Origin of the sequence: Streptomyces sp. enrichment culture (genome assembly GCF_964272895.1) — a bacterium.
Lineage (GTDB): Bacteria > Actinomycetota > Actinomycetes > Streptomycetales > Streptomycetaceae > Streptomyces.
Map to the genome: position 1 here is coordinate 5754129 of NZ_OZ186832.1, position 26649 is coordinate 5780777.

General features: G+C 72.5%; 22 protein-coding genes. 13 read left to right on the forward strand and 9 right to left on the reverse strand.

The genetic code is table 11. The features are described from left to right. Positions 1 to 8: 8 nt before the first annotated feature. The 3 genes from ACSU6M_RS25950 (at position 9) to ACSU6M_RS25960 (ending at position 3964) form a co-directional block, all read left to right on the forward strand. On the forward strand, positions 9 to 1232 hold the full coding sequence (locus tag ACSU6M_RS25950; RefSeq protein WP_437072716.1) for an arginine deiminase: 1224 nt from the start codon (positions 9 to 11) through the stop codon (positions 1230 to 1232). A 98-nt stretch (positions 1233 to 1330) separates the two neighbouring features. Continuing rightward, positions 1331 to 2338 (forward strand): ornithine carbamoyltransferase, encoded by a 1008-nt coding sequence (gene argF, locus ACSU6M_RS25955; protein ID WP_437072717.1) that lies wholly within the window; start codon positions 1331 to 1333, stop codon positions 2336 to 2338. Between the two features lie 183 nt (positions 2339 to 2521). Then, positions 2522 to 3964 carry an amino acid permease gene (locus ACSU6M_RS25960; protein WP_437072719.1) on the forward strand — a complete coding sequence of 481 codons (1443 nt, stop codon included), beginning with the start codon at positions 2522 to 2524 and terminating at the stop codon, positions 3962 to 3964. Here the strand turns inward: ACSU6M_RS25960 and ACSU6M_RS25965 are convergent. Next, entirely contained in the window at positions 3915 to 4376 is a 462-nt protein-coding gene (locus ACSU6M_RS25965) for an ATP-binding protein (RefSeq protein ID WP_437072721.1), read from the reverse strand. The genes ACSU6M_RS25960 and ACSU6M_RS25965 overlap by 50 nt on opposite strands. A 333-nt stretch (positions 4377 to 4709) precedes the next feature. Between ACSU6M_RS25965 and ACSU6M_RS25970 the strand changes: the two genes are divergently transcribed. Both ACSU6M_RS25970 and ACSU6M_RS25975 read left to right on the forward strand, forming a co-directional pair. Beyond that, the gene (locus ACSU6M_RS25970; RefSeq protein ID WP_437072722.1) at positions 4710 to 5537 is read left to right on the forward strand and encodes an enoyl-CoA hydratase family protein; all 828 of its coding nucleotides are present in this window, start codon (positions 4710 to 4712) and stop codon (positions 5535 to 5537) included. A gap of 2 nt (positions 5538 to 5539) precedes the next feature. Next, on the forward strand, positions 5540 to 7873 hold the full coding sequence (locus tag ACSU6M_RS25975) for a bifunctional salicylyl-CoA 5-hydroxylase/oxidoreductase (RefSeq protein WP_437072724.1): 2334 nt from the start codon (positions 5540 to 5542) through the stop codon (positions 7871 to 7873). Here the strand turns inward: ACSU6M_RS25975 and ACSU6M_RS25980 are convergent. Next, complete coding sequence (locus ACSU6M_RS25980) at positions 7863 to 8681, reverse strand: PaaX family transcriptional regulator (RefSeq protein ID WP_437072725.1); 819 nt, start codon at positions 8679 to 8681, stop codon at positions 7863 to 7865. The two genes, ACSU6M_RS25975 and ACSU6M_RS25980, sit on opposite strands and share 11 nt — an antisense overlap. Positions 8682 to 8696: 15 nt before the next feature. Then, positions 8697 to 10370 carry an AMP-binding protein gene (locus ACSU6M_RS25985; protein ID WP_437075344.1) on the reverse strand — a complete coding sequence of 558 codons (1674 nt, stop codon included), beginning with the start codon at positions 10368 to 10370 and terminating at the stop codon, positions 8697 to 8699. 49 nt (positions 10371 to 10419) lie between these two features. Between ACSU6M_RS25985 and ACSU6M_RS25990 the strand changes: the two genes are divergently transcribed. From ACSU6M_RS25990 to ACSU6M_RS26000, 3 genes are all read left to right on the forward strand, one after another. Then, positions 10420 to 11547, forward strand: a complete 1128-nt coding sequence (locus ACSU6M_RS25990; RefSeq protein WP_437072727.1) for an acyl-CoA dehydrogenase family protein — start codon at positions 10420 to 10422, stop codon at positions 11545 to 11547. After that, a complete protein-coding gene (locus ACSU6M_RS25995) occupies positions 11544 to 11942 on the forward strand; it encodes a RidA family protein (protein WP_437072728.1) in 399 nt (132 codons plus the stop codon). The genes ACSU6M_RS25990 and ACSU6M_RS25995 overlap by 4 nt, the downstream gene beginning before the upstream one ends. A gap of 102 nt (positions 11943 to 12044) precedes the next feature. Next, positions 12045 to 12470, forward strand: a complete 426-nt coding sequence (locus tag ACSU6M_RS26000; protein WP_437072730.1) for a DUF6299 family protein — start codon at positions 12045 to 12047, stop codon at positions 12468 to 12470. Between the two features lie 22 nt (positions 12471 to 12492). On the opposite strand, the gene ACSU6M_RS26005 is transcribed toward ACSU6M_RS26000, so the two are convergent. From ACSU6M_RS26005 to ACSU6M_RS26025, 5 genes are read right to left on the reverse strand one after another with little or no spacing between them, the layout of a single operon-like run. Then, on the reverse strand, positions 12493 to 13884 hold the full coding sequence (locus ACSU6M_RS26005; RefSeq protein WP_437072732.1) for an MATE family efflux transporter: 1392 nt from the start codon (positions 13882 to 13884) through the stop codon (positions 12493 to 12495). Continuing rightward, entirely contained in the window at positions 13884 to 14969 is a 1086-nt protein-coding gene (locus ACSU6M_RS26010; protein ID WP_437072734.1) for a cysteine synthase family protein, read from the reverse strand. The genes ACSU6M_RS26005 and ACSU6M_RS26010 overlap by 1 nt, the downstream gene beginning before the upstream one ends. Before the next feature lie 13 nt (positions 14970 to 14982). Continuing rightward, positions 14983 to 16341: an alanine racemase gene (locus tag ACSU6M_RS26015; protein ID WP_437072735.1), complete on the reverse strand. Its 1359-nt coding sequence runs from the start codon at positions 16339 to 16341 to the stop codon at positions 14983 to 14985. Further along, positions 16338 to 17336 (reverse strand): ornithine cyclodeaminase family protein, encoded by a 999-nt coding sequence (locus tag ACSU6M_RS26020; protein WP_437072736.1) that lies wholly within the window; start codon positions 17334 to 17336, stop codon positions 16338 to 16340. The genes ACSU6M_RS26015 and ACSU6M_RS26020 overlap by 4 nt, the downstream gene beginning before the upstream one ends. Then, positions 17333 to 18322: a TauD/TfdA family dioxygenase gene (locus ACSU6M_RS26025; RefSeq protein WP_437072737.1), complete on the reverse strand. Its 990-nt coding sequence runs from the start codon at positions 18320 to 18322 to the stop codon at positions 17333 to 17335. Before ACSU6M_RS26025 ends, ACSU6M_RS26020 begins: the two co-directional genes overlap by 4 nt. A gap of 281 nt (positions 18323 to 18603) precedes the next feature. Between ACSU6M_RS26025 and ACSU6M_RS26030 the strand changes: the two genes are divergently transcribed. The 5 genes from ACSU6M_RS26030 (at position 18604) to ACSU6M_RS26050 (ending at position 24707) form a co-directional block, all read left to right on the forward strand. After that, positions 18604 to 20148, forward strand: a complete 1545-nt coding sequence (locus ACSU6M_RS26030; protein WP_437072738.1) for an ABC transporter substrate-binding protein — start codon at positions 18604 to 18606, stop codon at positions 20146 to 20148. Next, a complete protein-coding gene (locus ACSU6M_RS26035; protein ID WP_437072739.1) occupies positions 20133 to 21140 on the forward strand; it encodes an ABC transporter permease in 1008 nt (335 codons plus the stop codon). The genes ACSU6M_RS26030 and ACSU6M_RS26035 overlap by 16 nt, the downstream gene beginning before the upstream one ends. Continuing rightward, complete coding sequence (locus ACSU6M_RS26040; protein WP_437072740.1) at positions 21137 to 21991, forward strand: ABC transporter permease; 855 nt, start codon at positions 21137 to 21139, stop codon at positions 21989 to 21991. The genes ACSU6M_RS26035 and ACSU6M_RS26040 overlap by 4 nt, the downstream gene beginning before the upstream one ends. Further along, positions 21988 to 23607, forward strand: coding sequence for an ABC transporter ATP-binding protein (locus ACSU6M_RS26045; RefSeq protein WP_437072741.1), 1620 nt, complete (start codon positions 21988 to 21990; stop codon positions 23605 to 23607). Before ACSU6M_RS26040 ends, ACSU6M_RS26045 begins: the two co-directional genes overlap by 4 nt. Positions 23608 to 23744: 137 nt before the next feature. Continuing rightward, the gene (locus ACSU6M_RS26050) at positions 23745 to 24707 is read left to right on the forward strand and encodes a GHMP family kinase ATP-binding protein (protein ID WP_437072743.1); all 963 of its coding nucleotides are present in this window, start codon (positions 23745 to 23747) and stop codon (positions 24705 to 24707) included. 114 nt (positions 24708 to 24821) lie between these two features. Here ACSU6M_RS26050 and ACSU6M_RS26055 read toward each other — a convergent pair whose 3' ends face one another. Then, positions 24822 to 26429: a hypothetical protein gene (locus ACSU6M_RS26055; RefSeq protein ID WP_437072745.1), complete on the reverse strand. Its 1608-nt coding sequence runs from the start codon at positions 26427 to 26429 to the stop codon at positions 24822 to 24824. Between the last annotated feature and the right edge of the window lie 220 nt (positions 26430 to 26649).

Below are 26649 nucleotides of genomic sequence, written 5' to 3' on the forward strand. Positions count from 1 at the left end.
ATGGAGGCATGGGATTCCATGTCGACTCCGAGGCCGGGCGGCTGCGCCGCGTCATCCTTCACCGGCCGGATCTGGAGCTCAAAAGGCTCACCCCCAGCAACAAGGACGCCCTGCTCTTCGACGACGTGCTCTGGGTGCGCCGGGCGCGCGCCGAGCACGACGGGTTCGCCGATGTGCTGCGCGACCGCGGCGTGGCCGTGCACCTGTTCGGTGACCTGCTCGCCGAGGCCCTGGAGATCCCTCAGGCCCGCGCGCTCGTCCTGGACCGCGTCTTCCACGAGAAGGAGTACGGACCGCTCGCCACCGACCACCTACGGGCCGCCTTCGACGCGCTGCCCGTCCGGGAGCTCGCCGACGCGCTCGTCGGCGGCATGACCAAGCGGGAGTTCCTGGAGGGCCACGCCGAGCCGACCTCCGTGCGCTTCCATGTCATGGATCTCGACGACTTCCTGCTGCGTCCGCTGCCCAACCACCTCTTCACCCGCGACACCTCCGCCTGGATCTACGACGGCGTCTCCATCAACGCGATGCGCTGGCCGGCCCGGCAGCGCGAGACCGTGCACTTCGAGGCGATCTACCGCCACCACCCGCTCTTCCGCGACGAGCCCTTCCACCTCTGGTCGGAGGGCCAGGCCGACTACCCCTCCACCATCGAGGGCGGCGACGTGCTGGTCATCGGCAACGGCGCCGTCCTCATCGGCATGAGCGAGCGCACCACCCCGCAGGCCGTCGAGATGCTCGCGCACAAGCTGTTCGCCGCCGGCTCGGCGCAGACGATCGTGGCCCTCGACATGCCCAAGAGGCGCGCGCTGATGCATCTGGATACCGTGATGACCATGGTCGACGGCGATGTCTTCACCCAGTACGCCGGCCTCGGCATGCTCCGCTCCTACACCATCGAACCGGGCGCCGCCGACAAGGAGCTCAAGGTCACCGACCATCCGCCGGAGCACATGCACCGCGCGATCGCCGCCGCCCTCGGCCTCAGCGAGATCCGCGTCCTGACCGCGACCCAGGACGTGCACGCCGCCGAGCGCGAGCAGTGGGACGACGGCTGCAACGTGCTCGCCGTCGAACCCGGTGTGGTCGTCGCCTACGAGCGGAACTCCACCACCAACACCCATCTGCGCAAGCAGGGGATCGAGGTCATCGAGATCCCGGGCAGCGAACTGGGCCGGGGCCGCGGCGGGCCGCGCTGTATGAGCTGTCCCGTGGAGCGAGACGCCGTATAGCTCGTCGCATGGCTCGCCGTATAGAAATTCTGGACATCGTATAGACTTCCACTGTCCTACGACGTCCCGTCCTGTCTCGTATCCCTGGAGCGCCCCTCATGGCGACTGTCCCGACCGCCCTCGCCGGCCGCCACTTCCTCAAGGAGCTCGACTTCACCGCGGAGGAGTTCCGCGGCCTGGTCGAGCTGGCCGCGGAGCTGAAGGCCGCCAAGCGGGCCGGGACCGAGCGGCGGCGGCTGACCGGCAGGAACATCGCGCTGATCTTCGAGAAGACCTCGACGCGCACCCGCTGCGCGTTCGAGGTCGCCGCCGCCGACCAGGGCGCCTGCACCACCTATCTCGACCCGTCCGGCTCCCAGATCGGGCACAAGGAGTCGGTGAAGGACACCGCGCGCGTGCTCGGGCGGATGTTCGACGCCATCGAGTACCGCGGCGACAGCCAGGCGAAGGTCGAGGAGCTGGCCGCCTTCGCCGGGGTCCCCGTCTACAACGGCCTCACCGACGACTGGCACCCCACCCAGATGCTCGCCGACGTGCTCACCATGACCGAGCACCGCGCCGGGCCCCTGGAGGAGATCGCCTTCGCCTACCTCGGCGACGCCCGCTTCAACATGGGCAACTCCTACCTGGTCACCGGCGCCCTGCTCGGCATGGACGTACGGATCGTCGCGCCGAAGGCGTACTGGCCCGCCCAGGAGATCGTCGACCGGGCCCGGGAGCTGGCCGCCGTCAGCGGGGCCCGCGTCACCCTCACCGAGGAGGTCGCCGAGGGCGTCGCGGGCGCCGACTTCGTCGCCACCGACGTCTGGGTGTCCATGGGCGAGCCCAAGGAGGTCTGGAAGGAGCGCATCGCCGCCCTGTCCCCGTACGCGGTGACGATGGACGTGCTGCGCGCCACCGGCAACCCGGACGTGAAGTTCCTGCACTGCCTGCCGGCCTTCCACGACCTGGGCACCAAGGTCGGCCGGGAGATCCACGAGGCGTACGGCCTGGACTCGCTTGAGGTCACCGACGAGGTCTTCGAGTCCGCCCACTCCGTCGTCTTCGACGAGGCCGAGAACCGCCTGCACACCATCAAAGCCGTCCTGGTGGCCACGCTGGCCTGACCCGAGCCCGGCAGCCCCTGGGGACCCCGCTCGAACAGCCCTCAGGGACCCGGTCCGAACGACCCTTAGGGACCCGGCCTGATCAGGGCTTATGCTGTCCGGCGACCCGGAGCCACCCCTTCCGTGGTCGTCGCGCGCCCCCACCCGGGCGCACCCCGTCCCCAGAAACGAGCACCACCCGCAATGCCCCGCATCAAGTCCCCCGCCCTCCTGGTGGCCGAATCCGGCGCCGACCGCGAGGGTCACGGCCTTCGTCGCACGATGGGCCTGTTCCAGCTGATCTGCTTCGGCGTCGGCGCGATCGTCGGCACCGGTATCTTCGTCGGCCTGTCCGACTCGGTCGCCCAGGCCGGTCCCGCGGTCGTCGTCTCCTTCGTCCTCGCCGCGATCACCTGCGTGTTCACCGCGTTCGCGTTCGCCGAGCTGGCCGGTGCCATCCCGGTCTCCGGATCCTCGTACTCCTTCGCCTACGCCAGCCTCGGGGAGTCCACCGCCTTCCTCGTCGGCTGGTGTCTGCTGCTGGAGTACGGCGTCTCCATCTCGGCCGTCGCGGTCGGCTGGAGCCAGTACGTCAACGAGCTCCTCGACAGCGTCCTCGGCGTGCAGCTGCCCGCCGCGCTGTCCGCCGGACCCGGTGAGGGCGGCGTGGCCAACGTCCCCGCCGTGATCGTCATCGCGATGGCCGCCGTCCTGCTGGTGCGCGGCGTGCGCGAGAGCGCGCGGGCCACGGCCGCCATGGCCGTCCTGAAGATCGCCATCCTGCTCGCCTTCTGCGCGATCGGCTACAGCGCGTTCAAGGACGGCAACCTCAGCCCCTTCACGCCGGCCGGCCTCGGCGGCATCGGCGCGGGCACCACGGCCGCGTTCTTCTCCTACATCGGCTTCGACGCGATCACCACCACCGGCGAGGAGGCCAAGAACCCGCGCCGGGACGTGCCCGTCGCGATCCTGGTCTGCATGGGTGTCGTCACCCTGCTCTACTGCGCCGTCGCGCTCGCCGCGATCGGTGCCGTCGGCGCCGACGAGGTCGGCGGCCGCCCCGCGGCCCTGTCCTACGTGGTCAACGAGGTCACCGGCGCCACGATCGGCGGCGGCATCGTCGCCTTCGGCGCGGTCGTCGCCATCGCCTCGGTGGTGCTCGCCGTGATGTACGGCCAGACCCGCATCCTGCTGTCCATGTCCCGCGACGGCCTGATCCCGGCCGTCTTCGAGAAGGTCTCGCCGCGCACCGCCACACCGGTGGCCGGCACCCTGATCGTCGCGGCGGTCTTCGCGCTCCCGGCGGCCTTCGCCTCGCTGGACGCGGTGATGAACCTGTGCACCATCGGCACGCTCGCCATCATGGCCGCCGTCAACATCGCGGTGATCGTCCTGCGCCGCCGCGAGCCGGAGCTGCCGCGCACCTTCCGGGTGCCGTTCTCCCCGGTCTTCCCGCTGCTCGGCGTCGGCTTCTGCCTGTACCTGATGTACGAGACCGGCTGGCGGACCTGGGTCCAGTTCGCCGTGTTCCTCGCCGTGGGCCTCGCGATCTATCTGGCCTACGGCCGCCGCAACTCGCGGCTGACGGCGACGCCGGTCACTCCGCCGGACGAGGCCGCCGCTGAGCCGGTACCACAGGCAGTCTGAACCACACCGCCTTGCCGGACTCGGTGGGGCGGTGCCCGCAGGACGAGCTGAGGGCGCGGATCAGCAGCAGCCCGCGCCCGCCCTCCTGCCACGGGTCGGGCACGCTGTCCGCGGCGTGGGCGAGATCGCCGGGCGGCGCCGGGTCGGGGTCGTGCACCTCGACCTGGCAGCCGGTCGGCAGCAGCCGCACGACCAGCTCTATCGGGTCGGGTCCGGCGGTGTGCTCCACGGCGTTCGCGACCAGCTCCGCGGTCAGCAGCTCCGCGGTGTCGCGGTCCGCGCCGTGCTCCGCCTCGGTCAGCGCGTTGCGCACCAGGGCGCGCGCGACGGGCACGGCCGCGGTGGAGTGCGGCAGCGCGATACGCCAGGAGGCGGCGGAGGCGGGGAGTTCGTGCAAGGCGAGTCCGTTCATGGCGCAGGTCGTCCCGAGGACGTCATCAGGCTGTCCTGCTTTCAACCGTAGGAATGGTACGGCGCCCCCGGCGGAGTCGCACGACGGGCGCCGCACGGGGCGCCCTCGCCCCGCTACGAGGCGCATACCCACCCCGAGGACGGCATTCGCACGGGTGCTCCCCTCGTTACGCCGCCGTCGAGGACCCATGGCGCGCCGGTGACGGATGTGACAGCTGCGGCTCACTCGACCCCGTTCCGTATGTCGCGCTCTCGTGACGACGGTCACGAAGCAGTGATAACTTCATGGGGTAGAGCTCAGTGAGGCAGTGCCCGCCCGAGGAGGCCGCACGTCATGAGTCCCTTCACCGGCTCCGCCGACCGCACCGCCGACTGGCGCCATCTGCGCCTCGACATCACCGACGGGGTCGCCACCGTCACTCTCGCCCGCCCCGCCAAGCTCAACGCGCTCACCTTCGGCGCCTACGCCGACCTGCGCGACCTGCTCGCCGAGCTGTCCCGCGAGCGGGCGGTACGGGCGCTGGTGCTGGCCGGCGAGGGGCGCGGCTTCTGCTCGGGCGGCGACGTCGACGAGATCATCGGCGCCACCCTGTCGATGGACACCGCCCAGCTCCTCGACTTCAACCGCATGACGGGCCAGGTGGTCCGGGCGATCCGGGAGACCCCGTTCCCCGTGATCGCCGCCGTCCACGGCGTCGCCGCGGGAGCGGGAGCGGTCCTGGCCCTCGCCGCGGACTTCCGGGTCGCCGACCCCACGGCCCGCTTCGCCTTCCTCTTCACCCGCGTCGGCCTCTCCGGCGGCGACATGGGCGCGGCCTACCTGCTGCCGAGGGTCGTCGGACTCGGCCACGCCACCCGCCTGCTGATGCTGGGCGAGCCGGTACGCGCCCTGGAGGCCGAGCGCATCGGCCTCATCAGCGAACTCACCGAGGAGGGCCAGGTTGACGACCGCGCCCAGGCCCTCGCCCGCCGCCTCGCCGAGGGCCCGGCGTTGGCGTACGCCCAGACGAAGGCCCTCCTGACGGCCGAGCTGGACATGCCCCTGGCGGCGGCCGTGGAGATGGACGCCTCGACACAGGCCCTGCTGATGACCGGCGAGGACTACAAGGAGTTCCACGAGGCGTTCACGCACAAGCGCGCTCCGAAGTGGAAGGGGCGGTGAGGATGCCCACCTCAGGGGCGCGGGGAACTGCGCGACCAGCCACGACGAACCCGCAGTCGCCGACGGCGAGGAACCACCCCCGGCGCATCGCGATCATCGGCGGCGGCCCCGGCGGCCTCTACGCGGCCGCGTTGCTCAAACGCCGGGACCCCACCCGGGACGTGACCCTCTGGGAACGCAACGCCCCCGACGACACCTTCGGCTTCGGGGTCGTCCTCTCCGACGAAACCCTCGGCGGCATCGAACACGCGGACCCGGAGGTCTACGCGGCCCTCCAGCACCACTTCACCCGCTGGGACGACATCGACATCGTCCACCGAGGCACCCGCCACACCTCCGGAGGACACGGCTTCGCCGCCCTGGGCCGAAAACGCCTCCTCCAGATCCTCCACGCCCGCTGCCAAGAGCTCGGCGTCACCCTCAACTTCCGCACCGAGGCCCCGCCCGGCCTGAAGGACGCGTACGACCTCGTCATCGCCGCCGACGGGGTCCACAGCACCACCCGCGCGACCCACGCCGAGATCTTCCGCCCCAGGGTCGACACCCACCGCTGCCGCTACATCTGGCTGGCCGCCGAGTTCCCCTTCGAGGCGTTCCGCTTCGAGATCGCCGAGACCGAGCACGGCGTGATGCAACTGCACGGCTACCCCTACGCCGACGACGCCTCGACCGTGATCGTCGAGATGCGCGAAGAGGTCTGGCGGGCCGCCGGGTTCGACGAGATGGACACCGCCGACTCCATCGACCGCTGCGCCAAGATCTTCTCGGAAGCGCTCCGCGGCCGGCCCCTGCACTCCAACAACTCCACCTGGACGACCTTCCGGACGGTCGTCAACGAGCACTGGTCCCACGAGAACCTCGTCCTCCTCGGCGACGCCGCCCACACCGCCCACTTCTCCATCGGCTCCGGCACCAAGCTCGCCGTCGAGGACGCCCTCGCCCTGGTCGCCTGTCTGGAGGAACAGCCGGACACCGCGAGCGCCCTCGCGGCGTACGAGGAGGAGCGCCGGCCCGTCGTGGCCTCCACCCAGCGCGCCGCCCGCGCCAGCCTGGAGTGGTTCGAGAACCTCGCCCTCCATCTCGACCAGCCGCCCCGCCAGTTCGCGTTCAACCTGCTCACCCGCAGCCGGCGCGTCACCCACGACAATCTGCGGCTGCGCGACGCGCACTTCACCGAGGCCGTGGAGCGGGAGTTCGGCTGCCCGCCCGGCACGCCCCCGATGTTCACCCCGTTCCGGCTGCGCGGACTGACCCTGCGCAACCGGGTCGTGGTCTCACCGATGGACATGTACTCCGCCAAGGACGGCGTCCCCGGCGACTTCCACCTGGTGCACCTCGGCGCGCGGGCGCTCGGCGGGGCCGGGCTGGTGATGACCGAGATGGTGTGCGTCAGCGAGGAGGGCCGGATCACGCCGGGCTGCGCGGGCCTGTACACCGGCCGGCAGGGCGAGGCGTGGCGGCGGATCACCGACTTCGTGCACGCGCAGTCGCCGGGCACCGCGATCGGCGTCCAGCTCGGCCACTCCGGCCGCAAGGGCTCGACCCGGCTGATGTGGGAGGGCATGGACGAGCCGCTGCCGGACGGCAACTGGCCGCTGGTGGCCGCCTCGCCACTGCCGTACAAGCCGGGCAGCCAGACCCCGCGCCAGCTGTCCCGCGCCCAACTCACGGACATCCGCGAGCAGTTCACAGCGGCCGCCGGGCGGGCCGCCCGCGCCGGGTTCGACCTGCTGGAACTGCACTGTGCGCACGGCTATCTGCTCTCCGGCTTCCTGTCCCCGCTGACCAACCGGCGCACCGACGCCTACGGCGGCTCGCCGGAGCGCCGGCTGCGTTTCCCGCTGGAGGTGTTCGACGCCGTCCGCGCGGTGTGGCCCGAGGAGCGGCCGATGACCGTGCGGATCTCGGCCACCGACTGGGCCGAGGGCGGCAACACCGCCGAGGACGCGGTGGCGATCGCGCGGGCCTTCGCCGCGCACGGCGCCGACGCGATCGACGTCTCGACCGGGCAGGTGGTCGCCGACGAGCGGCCGGAGTTCGGGCGGTCGTACCAGACGCCGTTCGCCGACCGGGTCCGCCACGAGGTGGGCGTCCCGGTGATCGCGGTCGGCGCGATCTCCTCCTGGGACGACGTCAACTCCCTGATCCTGGCGGGCCGCACCGACCTGTGCGCGCTCGCCCGCCCGCACCTGTACGACCCGCACTGGACGCTGCACGCGGCCGCCGAGCAGGGCTACGAGGGGCCGGGCGCCGTCTGGCCCGCCCCGTACCGCGCGGGCAGCCGCCGCCCCCACACCGGCCGCACGGACGCCCCGAAGCCGCGTCTCAGTCTCTGACGCCGGCGAACTCGGCGCCCGCGTCCCGCAACCGCTCGTGCAGCCCGCGGAACACGGCCGCCGAGCGGGCGCCCGGCCAGTCGCCGGGCAGCAGGTGCGCGGGCAGTCCGGGGTCGGTGTAGGGCAGATGGCGCCAGGAGTCCAGCGCGAGGAGGTAGTCGCGGTACGCCTCCTCGGGCGGGGTGTCCGCGCGCTCCTCCCAGGCGCGCAGCACACGCGCGTGGCGGTCGAGGAACGCCTCGTGCTCCTTGGCGATCGCCGCCAGGTCCCACCAGCGGGCCACGGACTCGCCGGTCGGCGCGAAGCCCAGGTGCTCGCCGCGGAAGAAGTCGACGTACGGGTCCAGACGCAGCCGCTCCAGGGTGTGCCGGGTCTCCTCGTACAGCCGGGCCGGGGCGATCCACACGCCGGGCGCGGCCGTGCCGAAGCCGAGCCCGGCCAGGCGGGAGCGCAGCACGTGCCGCTTCTGCCGCTCCGACTCCGGTACGGAGAACACGGCCAGCACCCAGCCCTCGTCGCCGGGCGGGTCGGTGGCGTACACCCGGCGGTCGCCGTCCTGAAGCAACTGGCGGGCGTCCGGGGAGAGTTCGTAGCCGGCCGCGCCCTCGGCGGTGCGGGCCGGGACGAGCAGGCCGCGGCGTTTGAGCCGGGACACCGACGAGCGCACCGAGGGCGCGTCCACGCCCACCGCGGCGAGCAGCCGGATCAGCTCGGCGACGGGCACGGGGCCGGGGAAGTGACGGCCGTACGCACCGTAGAGCGTGACGATCAAAGACCGTGGAGCATGCTGGTCGGACACGTTGATCATCTTAGGTCGTCGGCATCACTGCTGGTCACCCTCGGTGCGCAGACGGAAGCGCTGGAGCTTGCCGGTGGCGGTGCGCGGCAGCGCGTCCAGGAACACGATCTCGCGCGGACACTTGTACGGCGCCAGCTCCCGCTTGACGAAGGCGCGCAGGGCGTCCGGGTCCCGCGGGGCGCCTTCGCGCAGCACGGCGAAGGCCACGACGACCTGGCCGCGGTCCTCGTCCGGCCGGCCCACCACCGCCGCCTCGACGACGTCCGGGTGGCGCAGCAGCGCCTCCTCGACCTCGGGGCCCGCGATGTTGTACCCGGCCGAGATGATCATGTCGTCGGCGCGGGCCACATACCGGAAGTAGCCGTCGGGTTCGCGGACGTAGGTGTCGCCGGTGATGTTCCAGCCGCCCCGGACGTAGACGCTCTGGCGGGGGTCGGCGAGATAGCGGCAGCCGACCGGGCCGCGCACCGCGAGCAGTCCGGGCTCGCCGTCGGGCACCGGGTCGCCGTTCTCGTCCTGTACCCGCGCCTGCCAGCCGGGCACCGGGACGCCGGTGCGGCCGGGACGGGCGGCGTCGTCGGCGGCGGAGATGAAGATGTGCAGCAGCTCGGTGGCGCCGATGCCGTTGATGATCCTGAGGCCGGTGCGCTCGTGCCAGGCGTGCCAGGTGGCCTCGGGCAGGTTCTCGCCGGCCGAGACGCAGCGGCGCAGGGAGCCGAGGTCGTGGCCGTCCGCCTCGGCGAGCATGGCCCGGTAGGCGGTGGGGGCGGTGAACAGCACCGAGACGCGGTGCTCGGCGATCGCGGGCAGCAGCTGGCGGGGCCCGGACTGCTCCAGCAGCAGGGCCGAGGCGCCCGCGCGCAGCGGGAAGACGACGAGTCCGCCGAGCCCGAAGGTGAAGCCGAGCGGGGGACTGCCCGCGAACACGTCGTCCTGGTGCGGCTTCACCACATGCCGGGAGAAGGTGTCCGCCGTCGCCAGCACATCGCGGTGGAAGTGCATACACCCTTTGGGGCGCCCCGTGGTGCCCGAGGTGAACGCGATCAGCGCCACGTCGTCGGCCGCGGTGTCCACGGCCCGGTACGGGGTGTCCGGCGCCGGGCGGCGCAGCAGGTCGTCGGGGCCGTCACCGCCGTACGTGGTGATGCGCAGGCCGGGCACCTCGGCCTTGGCGAGGTCGTCCACCGCCCGTATGTCGCACAGGGCGTGCTGCACACGGGCCATCTCGCCGATCGTGCGCAGCTCGTGCGGCCGCTGCTGGGCCAGCACGGTGACCGCGACCGCGCCCGCCTTGAGCACCGCCAGCCAGCAGGCCGCCAGCCACGGGGTGGTGGGGCCGCGCAGCAGCACCCGGTTGCCGGGCACCACGCCCAGCTCGCCGGTGAGGACGTGCGCGATCCGGTCGACGCGGGCGCGCAGTTCGCCGTACGTCCAGGTCTCTTGCGGGGTGTGGAACACCGGGCGGCCGTCGGGCGGGCCGTGCAGCAGTTCGGCGGCGCAGTTCAGCCGTTCGGGGTAGTCCAGGTCCGGCAGGTCGAAGTGCAGCTCGGGCCACTGTTCGCGCGGCGGGAGATGGTCGCGCGCGAAGGTGTCGCGGTGGGCCGACTCGTTCATGGCGGTTCGCCCCCTAGGTGTGGGTGGCTCGCGCACGGCTCGGGTGGGCAGCGCCTTTGGAGCGTATCGCCTTGGTGACGGCAGTCAAGGGAGCGCGATATGGTCGAGGGGAGCCTGGAAGAGGGGACCGGCGATGACGGCATTCTCGCTCGAACCGGCACAAACCGCCTGGTGTGCGGAGCTGCGCACCCTGGCGGCCGACCACCTGCGCCCGCTCGCCGAGAAGGGCGAGGAGGGGCACGTCAACCGCGCCCTCGTCGCCGAGCTGGGACGACTCGGGCTCCTGGAGCGCCTGTTCACCTCCGGCGCCCTCGACCTCTGCCTGATGCGCGAGTCCCTGGCCTACGCCTGTACGGAGGCGGAGACCGCGCTCGCGCTCCAGGGCCTCGGCGCCCACCCGGTGCACGCCCACGGCACCCCGGCCCAGCGCGCACGCTGGCTGCCACGGGTCGCCGACGGCTCGGCCGTGGCCGCCTTCGCGCTCACCGAACCCGGCGCGGGCTCGGACGCCGCCGCGCTGTCCCTGGCCGCCGAACCCGACGGCCCCGGCCACTGGCGGCTCACCGGCGACAAGTGCTGGATCTCCAACGCCCCCGAGGCCGACTTCTACACCGTCTTCGCCCGTACGGCCCCAGGACCGCACGGCGTCACCGCGTTCCTGGTCCCCGCCGACCGCCCCGGCCTCACCGGCACACCGCTGGACATGCTCTCCCCGCACCCCATCGGCGCCCTCGCCTTCGACGCCGTACCGGTCGGCGCCGGCGACGTCCTCGGCGAGGAGGGCCACGGACTGCGCGTCGCCCTCGGCACCCTCACCCTCTTCCGGCCCAGCGTCGGCGCCTTCGCCGTCGGCATGGCCCAGGCCGCCCTCGACGCCAGCCTCGCCCACACCGCCGAACGGCAGGCGTTCGGCGGCCCGTTGAGCGACCTCCAGGCCGTCTCCCACCGGATCGCCGAGATGGCCCTGCGCACCGAGGCCGCCCGTCTGATGGTCTACGCGGCCGCCTCGGCGTACGACCGCGGCGACCCCGACGTCCCGCGCCGCGCGGCGATGGCCAAGCTGCTCGCCACCGAGACCGCGCAGTACGTCGTCGACGCCGCCGTCCAACTGCACGGGGCGCGTGCGCTGCGCCGCGGGCACCTGCTGGAGCACCTGTACCGGGAGGTGCGGGCGCCGCGCATCTACGAGGGGGCGAGCGAGGTGCAGCGGGGGATCATCGCCAAGGAGACGTACCGGGGAGCGAGGGGGCCGGTCGGATGAGCCTGGAGCGTGTCAATCCGGCCGAGCTGTCGCCGCCCACCGGCTTCTCGCACGCCGTCGTCGCCGCCGGGTCCCGCGTGGTGTTCCTCGCCGGGCAGACGGCGCTCGACGCCGACGGCAAGGTGACCGGGCAGACACTGGTCGAGCAGTTCGAGGCGGCACTGGGCAATCTGCTCGCCGCCCTCGCCGCGTGCGGCGGCACCCCGGCCGACCTGGCCCGGGTCACCGTGTACGCCACGGACGTCGCCGAGTACCGGGAGAACGCCGCCGAACTCGGCCGCGTATGGCGGCGGCTGGCCGGGCGGGAGTACCCGGCGATGGCCGTCGTCCAGGTCGTACGGCTGTGGGACGAGGCGGCGCGGGTGGAGCTGGACGGCTTCGCGGTGCTGCCGTAGGGGTGCACAGCCCCAGGTCAACACGCCGACAGGAGTGACGGTCACCGTCCCCGGCCCGGCCGCCCGGTACCTGTGGAAACCCCCCACATCAGGAGGTTTCCCATGAAATACCGCTCCCTCCTCGGCGCCGCGGCCGCGGCCGCGCTGCTGCTCGCCACGCCCGCCGGGGCCGCGGCGGCCGACCCCTCCGAGTCGGTCACCGTCGACGCGGTCGGCACGATCGCCGCCGACGGCACGGTCACCCTGTCCGGCACCTACCGCTGCCACGGCAACAGGGGCCCGGTGTACGTCAGTTCCTCCCTCGGCCAGAGCCGGCCGAACGTGCGGTACGGCATCGGCGGCACGAGCGCCGTCTGCGACGGGGCCGAGCACCGCTGGACGAACACCGGCAAGCCGATGCCCGGCGAGGTGAAGCCGGGCGCCGCCCGGGTCGAGGCCACCGTGATGGAACTCGACCCCTCGGCCGGCCTGCCGCTGCCCCGCTTCCACGCGCTGCAGCAGCAGGAGATCACTCTCGTCCAGGGCTGACCCGCCGCCCGGCGGCCGTCGCTCAGGCGGCCGCCGGCGCCCCGGCGGCGGGCAGCCGCTCCAGCCCGCGTGCGAACCGCCGCAGCAGCAGCACCGCCGTGGTCGCCAGGCCCGTCAGCAGCCCCAGCCACACCCCGAGGGTGTCCAGGCCCGCGGCGAAGCCCAGCAGCGCAGCCGCCGGCAGGCCGACGAGCCAGTAGCCGACCAGGGTCACCCGGAAGCCGCCCTTGGTGTCGTCGAGTCCGCGCAGCAGCCCGACCCCGATGTTCTGCGTGCAGTCGAAGAACTGCATCACCGCGGCCACCAGCAGCAGTTGGACCGCGATGTCGGTCGCCTTGGCGTCCCCGGTGTCGAAGAACGGGGCCAGCACCAGCTTCGGCACCACCGCGTAGACCAGCGCGACCACCGCCATCACCGCCGCGGCGCAGGCCAGCGCCGTCTGCTGCAGGCGCCGCGCGGCGGCCGTGTTGCCGAGCGCCAGCTCCCGGCTGACGCCCAGGGAGGCGGCGTGGGAGAGGCCGACGGCGATCTGGAAGACGATGTAGACCAGCTGGTTGACGGCCGTGTGCGCGGCGAGCGCCGCCGTGCCGAAGCTGCCCACCAGCAGCGCGACGACCGAGAAGAACCCGGCCTCCGAGCCGTAGGTCGCGGCGATCGGCGTGCCCAGGGACGTCAGCCGGCGCAGCGTGGCCGGGCGGGTCTTCCACACGCTCAGCGACAGCAGCGGCGCGAGCCGCTCGTCGCGCCGGGCGGAGGCGTACAGCGCCAGGAACGACAGGGCGTACACCGACGACGTGGCGATCCCGATGCCCGGCAGGCCCAGTTCCGGGAAGAACCAGGTGCCGTGGATGAACACCCAGTTCAGGCCCGCGTTGACGGCGATCGAGGCGAGGGTGATGCGCAGCAGCGCCTGCGGGCGGCGCATACCGACGGTGAACTGCCGGATGGCCTGGAACCACAGACAGGGCAGCAGCCCCGGCGCCATCGCGTACAGCACGGGCTTCGCCGCGTCGACGACGTCCGGGTCCTGTCCGAGCCAGACCACGGCGTGCCCGATGAGCACCATCAGCACCGCGCCCGCCGCCCCGGCCAGGGTGGCCAGCAGCAGGCTCGCGCGCACCAGGTCGCGCAGCTCCGCCACGGCCTCCTCGGAGCCGTCCTTCTCCCGCCGCGCGTCGGCGGCGGCGACCTGGTTGCCGACGGCGGTCACCAGGCCGACGCCCATGGTGCGCAGCTGATTGAAGATCACCATCGCCAGACCGCCCGCCGCGAGGGCCTCGGTGCCGATGAGGCCCATCATGACGGTGTCGGTGGTGGTGAGCGCGACCTGGGCGAGCTGGGTCAGGGCCAGCGGCACGGCGAGCGTGGCCAGGGCGCGGCTGTCGGTGAGCAGACGGGAAAGAGCGGGCGGCATCAGTTCATTTCCTGCGAGTCGTCCTCCGGGCTGCGGCGGATCCTGTCCGGTGTGTCCCACCCCGGGCGGTGCTTGGCGAGCAGCGCGTCGACCTCGCGCTCCACATCGGCGTCGATGAGGTCGCGCGCGGCCATCCACTCGTCGTCGAACACCGTGTCCAGGTACTTCTCCCCGCCGTCGTTGACCAGCGCGACCATAGTCGTTCCGGGTCGCAGGGACGACAGCCGGGTGAGCGCCTCGTACACCACCCCGCCCGCGGAGCCGCCGATCAGCAGCCCGGTGCGGCGGGCCACCACCCGGGCGGTGGCGAACGCCTCGACGTCGCCGACCTTCACGCCCTCGTCCAGCAGGTCGTAGTCCACCATCGTGCCGATGATGGCGCCCTCGGGGGTGCCGGTGCCGGACTGGTAGTAGTCGTGCGCCGGCGGCCCGAAGGCGATGGATCCCTTCGGCTCCACGCCGACGATCCGTACGTCCGGCACGGTCCGGCGCAGCGGGGCCCCGGTGCCGAACAGCCCGCCGCCGGTGCCGACCGCGCCGATCAGGATGTCGATACGGCCGTCCAGGGCCGCGTACAGCTCGGCGGCCACCGGGTGGTAACCGACGCCGTTGGCCGGGTTGTTGTGCTGCTCGGTGAAGTAGGCGCCGGGTGTCTCGGCGGCCAGCTTCTCGGCGAACTCCTCGCGGGCCGCGGTGTTCAGCTCCTCGTCCCCGTCGTCGGCGACGTAGATCAGCTCGGCGCCCAGCGCCTTCATCGCGCGCAGCTTGTCGGCGGCCGCGTGATGGTCGACGACGGCGGTGAAGGTGTAGCCGCGCTCGGCCGCGACGACCGCCAGCCCGAGCCCGGTGTTGCCGGAGGTGGACTCCACGATCCGGCCGCCCGGCTTCAGCAGACCGCGCTCCTCGGCGTCGATCACCATCTGCCGGGCCATCCGTATCTTCGCGGTGCCGGTCGGGTTGAACTGCTCCAGCTTCAGCAGCAGACGGACGTCGTCCTGGGTGCGGCACAGCTCGAACAGCGGTGTCGCGCCGATCAGTTCGGAGACCTGGCGCACGACGGGCGGGCGGTGCAGGGGATGGTTCATGTGCGTTGTCTCCCTACGGATGACGGTCGAGACGCCAGCGGGGCCGGGCCGGGCCGGGACCGGACTCGATCACGACCTTGGGCGGCAGCGGCAGTTCATGGAACGGGGACTCGTTGGAGTCCATCTGGTATCCGGCGGTGTTGAGATAGACCAGCAGGTCACCGACGTCCGGCCGGTGCGGGAACGGCACCGTGCGCCAGGTGAGCATGTCGGACTCCAGACAGGTCGCCGCGCCCACGCAGGCCGCGTACGTCCGCACCTCGCGCGGCCCGGCCGGCACCAGCACCGGGTCCGGCAGGAACTCGCTGTCGAACCACTGCTCCGACAGGCTGAGGCTGCTCCCGTCGACGGTCAGGATCCCGTGCCCGTCCCGCTCCTTGACGCCCTGCACCCGGAACACGGTGACCCCGGCCTGGTCCAGCAGCGCCCTGCCGGGTTCGACGAGCAGGCCCACCCCGGCGTCCCTCAGCAGCGCGGCCAGGGGCGAGCTCTCGCCCGCGGGCACGGTCGCGAGGATCGCGCGCAGGGCGTCGGCCCCGGCGACGGGGGAGTGGTAGGGGTAGAAGCCCCCGCCGAAGGTCTTCTGGGCGTGGAAGTGCTCGGGCCGCCGCTCCTGCCGGAACCGTGCCCAGTCCTCCCCGGAGACGTAGTCGACGGCGAACCCGCCGCCGATGCTGATCCGGTCGGCCCGCAGGCCCAGGTCGCGCGCCTCACGGCACAGGCGCACCAGCTCGCCGGCCAGATCGGCGCGGGCGGTGACCTCGTAGCCGGAGAGGTGGAAGCTGAAGCCCTCCATGTCGAGCGGCCCGGCGGCACAGCGCCGCAGTGCCACGGCCAGCTCGTCCGTGTCCAGCCCGAACCGGCTGTGCGGCTGGCCCGGCGGCAGCCGGCGCAGCAGCACCCTGGCCGTGCGCCCGAGTTCGGCGGCCGTCCCCGCGACGCGGTCCAGTTCGTCGAGGGCGTCCACCGCCACCAGGGCGTCCTGGAGCAGGGCGACCCGCAGCAGGGCGTCCGCCTTGGCGGGACCCGTCACCACGACGTCGTGGCCGCGCACCCCCGCCGCCAGCGCCTCCCGGAGCTCCCCGTGGCTCGCCACGTCCACCCCGAGCCCCAGCACGGCGGCCCGCTCGGCGAACACCGCGGCCTTGTTGGCCTTCTTGGCGAAGTACACCTTCCCCGTGACCCCGGCCTCTTCCAGGGCCGCGGCGAAGGCCGCCGCGTTGGCGTCGAACCGTGAGGGGAACAGGGCGTGATACGGCCCGCCCAGCCCATGGCTCAGCTCGGCCGCGAGCGCCGCCGCGTCGAGGAACTCCCGTGTCTCCTCGGCGACATGCGACGGCAGCGACGGCGGAGCCGCGATCGTCGTCGTCACCGCCACAGCGGCACCACCGTACCCAGCCCCTGGGCGATCGCCAGCTCGGCGAAGCGGTGCCCGAGCGCGATGTCGGTGACGACGAGACCGCTGTTGTACGCGAAGATCCGCTGCCCGGCGTCGGTGCGCCCGGCCGCCCGTCCCGCCAGCACCTCGGGGAACTCCGCGTCCACCTCGCGCAGTTCGCCGGAGGCATCGGCCATGTCGGTCCCGGTCACCCGCATCTGGGCGGCACTGGTGGCGATGACCCGGTCCGCCCGGTGCAGCGTGGAGGGCGCGATGCCGTAGCCGACCAGCACGGACAGCGCGGCCGGCTTCAGCCACTCAGCGTCCACGGAGGCGGGCGTGTTGGGCCCGGCGGTGGCCAGCACGATGTCCGCGGCCTCGGCGGCGGCCCGCAGATCGGTCACCACCTCCAGCTCGCGGTCCGGGAAGTGCTCGGCCAACCGCTCCCGCACGGCCCGGATGCCGTCGGGGTGGGTGCCGAACAGCATCAGGCGCTCCAGCTGCGGCATCGTGGTCAGCAGGAACGGCAGGGCCAGCCGCCCCTGTGTGCCCGTGCCGATCACCAGCGCGCTGCGGCTGCCCGGTGCGGCCAGTTCACGGGCGAGCAGCGCGGAGACGGCCGGGGTGCGCAGGGCGCCGATGCGGCCGCAGTCCATCATGGCGACCGGCAGCCCGGTGGCGTCGTCGTAGATGGTCAGCGTCGTGTAGTAGTGCTGCTTGTCGCGCTCCTCGTGCAGGCCGTACTTGTACGACGTCTTGATCGCGACGACGCCGCGCTCCCCGTCCCGGCCGAGCATCGCGTAGGCGACCGAGTGGCCGTCCTGCGGTTTGACGGTGAGCTTGCGCGGGTTGTCGGAGCGGCCGTCGGCGAGGGTGCCGTACGCCTGCTCGACGGTGGCGACGACATCGGCGAGGGAGATGTCGATGCCGGCGACGTCGCTGGTGCTCAGGACGCGCAGGGTGGTGTCCGAAGCGTGGATGTCGGTCATGCGTAGGCCTCCAGAACCTTCTGCCCGTAGCCGTGTTCGAAACGTTCCGCCTCGGGGCGGGTCCTACGCCCCGGCACCCGCACAGAGGAACGTTTCAGCCAGCGGTCCGTGCCGTCGTAGCGGGCCTGGAACGGGACCCGTCCGTGGACCACGAGGTCGTTGTCGACGACCAGCACCTCGCCGGGGGTGAGGCTGACCGCCACGGAGACGCGTTCCAGCTCCTCCTCCAGGCGGCGGTAGGCGGCACGGTGGTCCTCGGGCGCCTGCTCCAGCGGGGTGTAGGCGGGATCGAAGCGCAGGGTAGGGCCCTCCTCGGACTCGAACACCGTGGGCACGGCCGGCGCCTCGCCCTGGTAGGACTGCGCCTCGGCGTAGGCGTCGTCGGGGAGGATCGGCAGCACCGGACGGCCGAGCAGGTCGCGGTCGGCGTCGGAGAGTTCGATCCGGCGGACGCTGGCCGCCGTGGTGGCCACCGCGTCGTGGTTGCGCATGCAGGACAGCAGCAGCAGATGGGCGCGCTGCGGGTGGAAGGCGTCCTCGGTGTGCGGGCTGAGCAGCACACTGCTGCTCGCGCCGGTCTGTTCCTGCTCATGTCCGGGCGAGGGCACGATGTTGTGCACGAAACGCCCCTCCTGCTGGCCGGCCCAGGCGATCGGCTCGCCCATCGCGGCCGAGAGCAGCAGCAGGACCACGTCGTGCAGGGCACCCGCGTCACCGACGCGGGACCAGTGGGCGGGGGTCGGGCCGACGGCTTCGTCGTCGACCTCCGTACCGCGCAGGACGTAGAGGCCCTCGGGCGTGTCGACGGGGCGGCAGGCGTGGCGGACCTCGTCGCTCAACGCGGCCACCCGGTCGGGCAGTTGGCTGAGGATCCACGGGTCGGTGGCCGATCCGCCGGTCTGGCTGAGCAGCTCCCGGGCCACCGCGGTCAGCTCGGCGGCGGCGTGGGGGGAGAGCGTGCGTACGGGTATGGCTCCCGTCGGCATGGGTCTGTTCCGTCCGTTCCAGTGCGGGGTGGATGCGGGCGTGTCGGGGCGCACGGGGGCGCCTGAGTACGGGTCATGCGCGGGCACAGAGAAGCGACTTCGGGGCGATCGCGGTCCGTGACCGCCCCGTAGCTGTTCAGAAACATAGCCACCCCGTAGGGTGCAGGCAAGGCTTACCTAACCTTGTCGAAGATCACAGTCGGTGCGGTCTTGTGTCCGAGCCGTGAGACAGGGTAGGCAAACCTCAGTAAGTCTCCCGCGCAGCGAAAACGAGGACCACCGTGGACCTGACGAGACGTCAACTGCTGTGGGCCACCGGTGCCCTGAGCGCCGCCGGCCTGATCACCGCCTGTGGAGGCGGCAGCGACGACAAACCCGCCGGGTCCGGCGCGGGCAAGCCCCGCAGCGGCGGCACCCTGCGCGTCGGCGCCCTCGGCCGCGCCGGCGCCATCACCCGCGACCCGCACGGCACCCAGGCCAACGAGAGCGACTACCTCATCCTCAGCCTGGTCTACGACACCCTCACCGTCCCCGGCGTCAAGCCCAACACCGCCCCCCGCCTCGCCGCGAGCTGGCAGCCCTCCGCCGACCTGAAGACCTGGCGGTTCACCCTCGCCAAGGGCGCCACCTTCCACGACGGCAAGCCCGTCACCGCTGAGGACGTCGTCTTCTCGCTGCGCCGCCTGCGCGCCACCCCCTCCGGCGCCTCCCGCCTGCCCGGCATCCAGGAGAAGAACATCACCGCCGACGGCGACACCATCGTCCTCGTCTCCGACTACCCCAACGCCGAACTGCCCCAGCTCACCCGCCTCACCACCTTCGTCGTCCCCAAGGGCACCACCGACAAGGGCATAGCCGAGGCGCCCGGCACCGGCCCCTTCAAGCTGGAGTGGTTCCGCGGCGGCAACGCCCGCCTGGTGCGCAACGACACGTGGTACGGCGGTGACGTCCTCCTCGACGCCATCGAGGTGAAGATCTTCGAGAGCCCGCAGGCCATGGCGAACGCCCTGCTGTCCGGGCAGATCGACCTCGCCTCCAACGTCGGCGCCGTCGCCGCCCGGACCGCCGAGGGCCGGGGGGACATCCAGACGATCCGCCGCCCCAACGACATGGCGATGCCCCTCGTCATGCGCACCGCCGACGGCCCCTTCGCCGACCCCAGGGTCCGCGAGGCCCTGCGCCTGGCCGTCGACCGCGACGCCATGGTCAAGCAGGTCCTCTCCGGCTACGGCACGGTCGCCAACGACATCCTCGGCACCGGCGACCCCGCCTACGCCAAGGACATCCCGCAGCGCACCCGCGACCTCGCCAAGGCCAAGCAGCTGCTGAAGGAGGCGAAGTTCGACACCTCCAAGACCTACGAACTGCTCACCACCGAGGACATCTCCGGCCTCGCCGAATCCGCCACCCTCTTCGCCTCCCAGGTCCGCGAGGCCGGGGTGAAGATCAAGGTCGTCAAGCAGGAGTCCGCCGTCTTCTGGGAGAAGACCTGGCTCAAGGGCGACCTGTACACCACCTACTGGGGCACCAACGACTCGGTCGTCTTCTTCGCCAGCAAGGTCCTGCTCTCCGACAGCGGCCAGAACGAGTCCGGCTTCAAGGACAAGGCGTTCGACACCGCCTACGAGAAGGCCATGGGCACGGCGGACGCCGCCGAACGCGCCGCGCTGCTCAAGGAGCTCCAGCAGATCCAGTACGAGCGCTCCGGCTATCTGCTGTGGGGCATGGCCGACGGCATCGACCTGGCCGGACCCAAGGTGCACGGGCTGCCCACGCTGCCCGGCTACGGACGCGTCCAGCTTGAGCGGGCATGGCTGGCCCGTTGACCGCGGACACCGCCGCGCCGTCCGGGAAGACCCGGCCGGCGCGGCCCGTCGTGCTGTCCGTGCTCACCCGCACCGGGCTGGTCCTGCTCAAACGCGCCGCCCTGCTGGCGCTGCTGCTCGCCCTGGTCTTCGGCACCGTCGAACTGCTGCCCGGCGACGCGGCGAACGCCACCTCCGAGCGCGGCGAGAGCGCCGCCGACATCCAGCAGCGCCGCGAACTGCTCGGCCTGGACCGCCCCGTCCTGGAACGCTTCTGGGACTGGATGTCCGGCCTGCCCACCGGCGACCTCGGCACCTCCGCCCGCGGCGAACCCGTCAGCGACCTGCTCTCCACCGCCTTCCCCAACACCCTGCTGCTCGGCGGCATCGCGCTGCTGCTGACCGCGGTCCTCTCCCTCGCGCTCGGCTGCTGGGCCGCCCTGCGCCCCGGCGGACGTGCCGACCGGGCCGTCTCCGGTACGGCGACCGCCGTACTGGCGCTGCCCGAGTTCGTCGTGGCCGTCGCCCTCGTCCTGGCCTTCAGCCTGTGGACGGGCTGGCTGCCCGCCGTCACCCTCACCGACGCCGACGGCGACCCCGACTCCTGGACCATGCTCGTCCTGCCCGCGCTCGCCCTGACGATCCCGCAGACCGGCTGGAACACCCGGATCGTGCGCGCCGCCCTCGCCGACGAGGCGCGCGCCCCGCACGTGGAGACCGCCGTCCTCGACGGCCTGCCCCCGCACCGGGTCCTCACCCACCATGTGCTGCCCGGCGCCCTGCCCACCATCGCGGCCGGCCTCGCCACCTCCACCGGCATGCTCCTCGGCGGCGCGGTCGTGGTGGAGACCATCTTCAACTACCCCGGCATCGGCTCCGTCCTGGCCTCCGCCGTCACCGACCGCGACAGCCCCGTCATCGCCGGGGTCACCGCGCTCGCCGGCGCGGTCATCACCGCCGTCCTGCTGCTGGCCGACCTGATCCGCGACACGATGGCGGGAGTACGACGATGACGACGGCCGCGGCCAAGCCCGCGCAGCCCGCGAAGCGGGCCCGGCGCGCCAAGGGAACCGTCTGGCGGGTGCTGCCCGCCCTGCTGCTGACCGCCCTCGCCCTGGCCGGCCCCTGGCTCGCCCCGCACGCCATCGACACACCGGTGACCGCCCCCTACGCCGAGCCCGGCGCGGACGCCGTCCTCGGCGGCGACCAGCTGGGCCGGGACGTGCTCAGCAGGCTCCTGGCCGGCGGCCGCGACCTGGTCCTGTCCTCCCTCCTGGTCGCCGTCCTGGTCACCGCGACCGCCGCCGTCCTCGGCGCGATCGGCGCGGTACGCCCCCTGGTCGGACGGGTCGTCGAGCGGATCGCGGACGTGCTGATGCTGCTGCCCGCCGTCCTCGGCATCCTCCTCGTCACCCTCTCCTGGCCGGACGGCGGCCGCCTCGCCGTCATCGCCGCCGCCGTCGCCCTCGGCGTGCCCTACGCCGTCCGGCTCACCGCCGGCGCCGCCGCGCCGCTCGCCGCCACCGGCTATGTGGAGGCGGCCCAGGCCGGCGGCGAACGGCTGTGGTACCTCGTCGTACGCGAGATCCTGCCCAATCTGCGCGCCACGCTGCTGGCCCTGTTCGGGCTGCGCTTCGTCGCCGCCGTGTACCTCGTCGCCACCGCCGGGTTCCTCCAGGTCGGCCCCCAACCGCCCGCCGCCGACTGGGCGCTGATGATCCGCGAGAACTCCCCCGGCATCCTGCTCAACCCCTGGGCCGTGGTCGCCCCCAGCGCCGCCATCGGCCTGCTCGCCCTGAGCGTCAACCTCGCGGCGGCCGCGCTCGCCCCCCAGACCGGCCGGAAGGCGGTGCCCGTCCTGTGAGCCACGATCCCCGCTACCGGTCGGAGAACCCGGCACACCCCGAACACGCCGACGAACCCGCCGCCCCGGCGCCCCCCGCCCCCGACGACACCCCCTCCGTCCGGGTCACCGGCCTCACCGTCACCGCCCCCGACGGCCGCCTGCTGATCGAGGACGCCGGCCTCACCCTCCGCCCCGGCCGCGTCACCGCCCTCACGGGCCCCTCCGGCTCGGGCAAGACGACCCTGCTGCGCGCCGTGACCGGCCTGCTGCCCCCCGGCACCACCCGCACCGCGGGCACGGTCGAGGTGTTCGGCGCCGATGTACTCGCCCTGCCCGAACGGGAGTTGCGCACCCTGCGGGCCGAGCGACTCGCCTACGTCGGCCAGGACCCCGGCTCCGGCCTCAACCCCCGGATGCGGGTCCGCACCCTCGTCCGTGAACTGGCCGCCGACCGGACGCGGGACACCGTCGCCGCCCTTCTGCGCGAAGTCCGCCTCCCCGACGACAGCGGCCGCCTCGCCGCCCGCCGCCCCGCCGCCCTCAGCGGCGGCCAGCAGCGCCGGGTCGCCCTCGCCCGCGCCCTCGCCCGCCGCCCCGACATCCTCCTCCTCGACGAGCCGACGGCCGGCCTCCACCCCGAACTCCGCGAGGAGATCGGTGATCTGCTGCGCCACCTCGCCCGCGAGCACCGCCTCGCCGTCGCCCTCTCCTGCCACGACCCGGAGCTCGTGGAACGCATCGCCGACGACGTGGTGCCCCTGGACGGCCACCTCCCGCGCCCCCGCCGCGAGCCCGCGGCCGCCGGACCGCGCGGGCGAACGGACACCCCGCCCCCCGTCCCGCCCGGGCCCGCCGGAGCGACAGCCCCGCGGCCCGGCACGGACACCCCGCCCCTGCTCGACGTCCGCGGCCTGTGCGTGTCCTTCGACCGTCGCACCCTCGCCCTGGACGGCATCGACCTCACGGTCGCCCCCGGTGCGGCCACCGGCATCGTCGGGGCCTCGGGCTCGGGGAAGACCACGCTGGTGCGGGCCGTCGTCGGGCTGCAGAAGACCACGGGCGGCACGATCAGCCTCGACGGCCGCGCCCTGTCGGGAGGGCTGCGCGGCCGGGGCCGGGAGCAGCGCCGCAGGGTCCAGCTCGTCACCCAGAACCCGCTCGGCGCCCTCAACCCCAGCCGCACGGTCGGCTCGGCCGTCGGCCGCCCGCTGCGGCTGCACCGCCGCTGCGCCCCCGCCGAGATCCCGGCGCGCGTCGCCGACCTCCTGGAACAGGTCGGCCTGCCCCCCGCCTTCGCCGACCGCTACCCGCACGAACTCTCCGGCGGTCAGCGGCAGCGCATCGCCATCGCCCGCGCTCTGGCGGCCGACCCGGACGTGCTGATCTGCGACGAGGTCACCTCCGCGCTGGACGCCGCCACCGCCGAGGCGATCATGGACCTGCTGGCCGGGCTGCGGGAACGCCGGGGCACGGCGCTCGTCCTGATCAGCCACGACCTGCCGCTGATCGCCGACCGCACCGAGACGGTCACCGTCCTGCACGAGGGCCGGGTACGCGCCTGCGGGCCCACCTCGGAGGTGCTCGGGGGGCACACCGCGAGCCGGCTGCCGGGCGGGAACAAGGTGACGAGGTAGCCGCCGGGGGCGCGCCACGGCGGGGGACCGTACGAACCGGTACGGGCCCCGCACCGCCGACCGTTCCGGGAGAAGGGCCGACCTCGCGCACCCGTCGGCCGTCACCCGCCCCGCGGCCGACCGGTACCGTCCGGAGCATGCTGGATCACCCCGTGCGCCCCGGCCCCCGCCTCGCCCCCCGCTCCGGCCTCCGCTCCGGCCACGCCTCGGCTCCCGCGCATCACGGAGAGCTGCTCCAGGGCGTCTTCACCCACCAGGGCCGGCTCGTGCGGGGCCTGGTCACGCTGCCCTGCCCCCTGCACAGCACCCGTGCGGCCTTCGTCCCGTCCGCCGACACCCCGGCCCTGACCGTCTCGCCCGTCTGGAAGACCAAGGCGGCACGCGCCGCCCGGCTCGCGGTGGAGGCATGTACCCGGCCCGGTGAGGCGCCCGTCGGCGGCCGTCTGACGCTGACCGGTGACGTGCCGCTGCGCCGCGGCTTCGGCTCCTCCACCAGCGATGTGCTGGCCGCGGTGGGGGCGGTGCAGGACGCCCTGTCGGTGCGCCTGCCGCCGCAGGCGGTCGCGAGGATCGCGGTGCGTGCGGAGACCGCCTCCGACTCGCTGATGTTCCGGGACAGTTCGGTGCTCTTCGCGCAGCGCGAGGGCGAAGTCGTCGAGGACTTCGGCCACCCGCTGCCGGCGCTGCGGGTCCTCGGCTTCGGCTCCCGTCCCGAGCACGCCGGCCGGGGCGTGGACACGCTGGCCCTGCCGCCCGCGCGCTACGACAGCGCCGAGACCGGCGCCTTCGCCGAACTGCGGGCGCTGCTGCGGGAGGCCGTGCAGACCAAGGACGTCGCCCTGATCGGCGCGGTCGCCTCGGCCAGCACCGACATCAACCAGCGCCATCTGCCCATCGCCCGCCTGGACGCCCTGCACGCCATCGCCCGCGAGACGGGCGCCCTGGGCCTCCAGACGGCCCACACCGGGGACATCGCCGGTCTCCTCTACGACCGGGACACCCCCGACGCCCCGGCCCGCACCGCCCACGCCGCCCGTCTGCTCCGCACCATCGGCATCCACGAGCAGTGGCTCTTCACCACCGACGACCACCCGGCATGACGAACCTCCGCCCCGCCCCTTCACGGGCAGAGCGGAGGTCGTCGGGACCGGTGAGGTCCTGAGTGCGGGCCAATTCCCCCTGACCCACTGTGCGAGGGGAGGGGAGGCGGACTCCTAGGACGTCTTCTTCAGGGTGACCTTGCCGGCCTTCTTGGTGAGCAGGGCGCCGCCCGCGCTCATGGAAATGAGCAGGTTGTAGCGTCCGGCGGGGAGGTCCGACACATCGATGCCGTCGGCCTCGGTGGTGAAGTAACCGGCGTCGTAGGTGCCGAAATCGCCCTGCGGCACGAGAGGCCGCACCCGCGTGGCGTTCTTCTTCGCCGACAGCAGGTAGGAGTACGTCGTCGACTTCCCCTGGAGGACGAGGTAGTAGGCGGCGTGCATCTCCCCCTCGGCGTTGCGGCCCGGCAGGAAGAAGACGCCTTCCGTGTGGATCCTGCGGTCCTGGTGCTCGGCCTTCACCAGGGAGAAGACCGCGCCCGCCGAGTCGACTCCGACGATGTCCCTCTTGAGGACCTTCAGGCCGGCCCCGCCGCCGCGGAAGACGACCTCCGAGTCACCGAAGGGCAGGCGCCGGTCGATCACCTTCTGCGAGGTCAGCCGGGTCCTGCGGGATATTCCCTCGGCCTCGCTGGACACACAGACGGACACGTCGAAGGTGCCGCGGGGCAGGGAGGTGAAGTCGAGGCCGTCCTCCGTGGCGAATTCACCGTCGGCGTATTCGCAGAAGTACTCCTCGAAATACTCCCGGTAGAGCTTCTTGCCCGGCCGCGAGTCCAGCGGGTAGACCCAGGTCTGTCCCTTCTCCTGAAGGACGAGCTGCTTGGTCTCCGTCGTCGGCCCCTGCGCAGACACACCCGGCAGGAAGGCGTGGCCCTTCAGATGCAGTTTTCCGTCGAGGCGCACCGCGCCGGTGAGGGTGGCCACGACCGTGTCGCGCCGGCGCAGTTCGGCGAGGAACGCGGACGCCTTCTCCGGGTCCTGCGCACCGGCGCCGATCGTGACCTCCCCGATGCGGGGGGTGAAACCCTCCGACAGGGCGTGGACGATGCTCCAGACCGACGGCAGCGCCTGCCGCGTCACCTGGTAGTGCTCCTGGACGGTGGGCGAGTCCAGGAACAGGAAGTTGAAGTTCTCGTACGCCCGCAGCGCCGGCAGGTAGTGCTTCACTTCCTGCTCGTACTGGTAGTCGTTGGGGGACGAGATGAGGTAGATGTTCCGCTTGAAGTCCACCTCCTTGTCGAGGAGGTCCTTCATCACGGAGTCCATGATGGCGACGTTCTCGTCCGACTGCCCTTCACCGAGGACGGCGTCGCCGAGCTGGCCGTGGCCCTTCGAGTAACTCCCCAGGAAGTACTGCGGTGTCGACGACACAATGTTCTTGTAGTCGTACTTCAGGCCGTAATAGAGCGCGGCCGCGCCGCCCTTGGAGGTGCCCAGGAGGGTCACTTCGTCCTTGGTCAGGCCCAGGCGCCGCATATGGTCCTCGATGAGTTCCTGGATCGAGTCCGAGACACTGAAGTCCATATTGCGGGCCACATAGTAGGAGGCCCCGTCGTCGAAGTGGTCCCGAATACGCAGGACATTGCAGAGAACGCCGTCGAGTGCGGCGCCGAACCCGTACCGGCTGTCGACCGAGGAGAACACCACGAGCAGGTGCCGGTGGTCACCGTGGGCCGGGCGGAACTGGAACTGGACGGGCCACTTTCCATATACCTCCACATGCTCCTTGGCGACGCGGGACCTTTCCTTCGCGTAGTTAGGAGACAGGGGAGGAAGCGGATTATTCATGAGGACATGAAGACTCTCTGCGCGGCTGCTCGGGCGGTGGGGGGTCGGCACAGTATACGGAGCAGCCGTCCGATAGCCATACAGAAGTACGACCTGAACACCTCGGTGTGAGTTGAGTCGGTGTGCGCTCTTCAGTGGATCTTCAGTATTT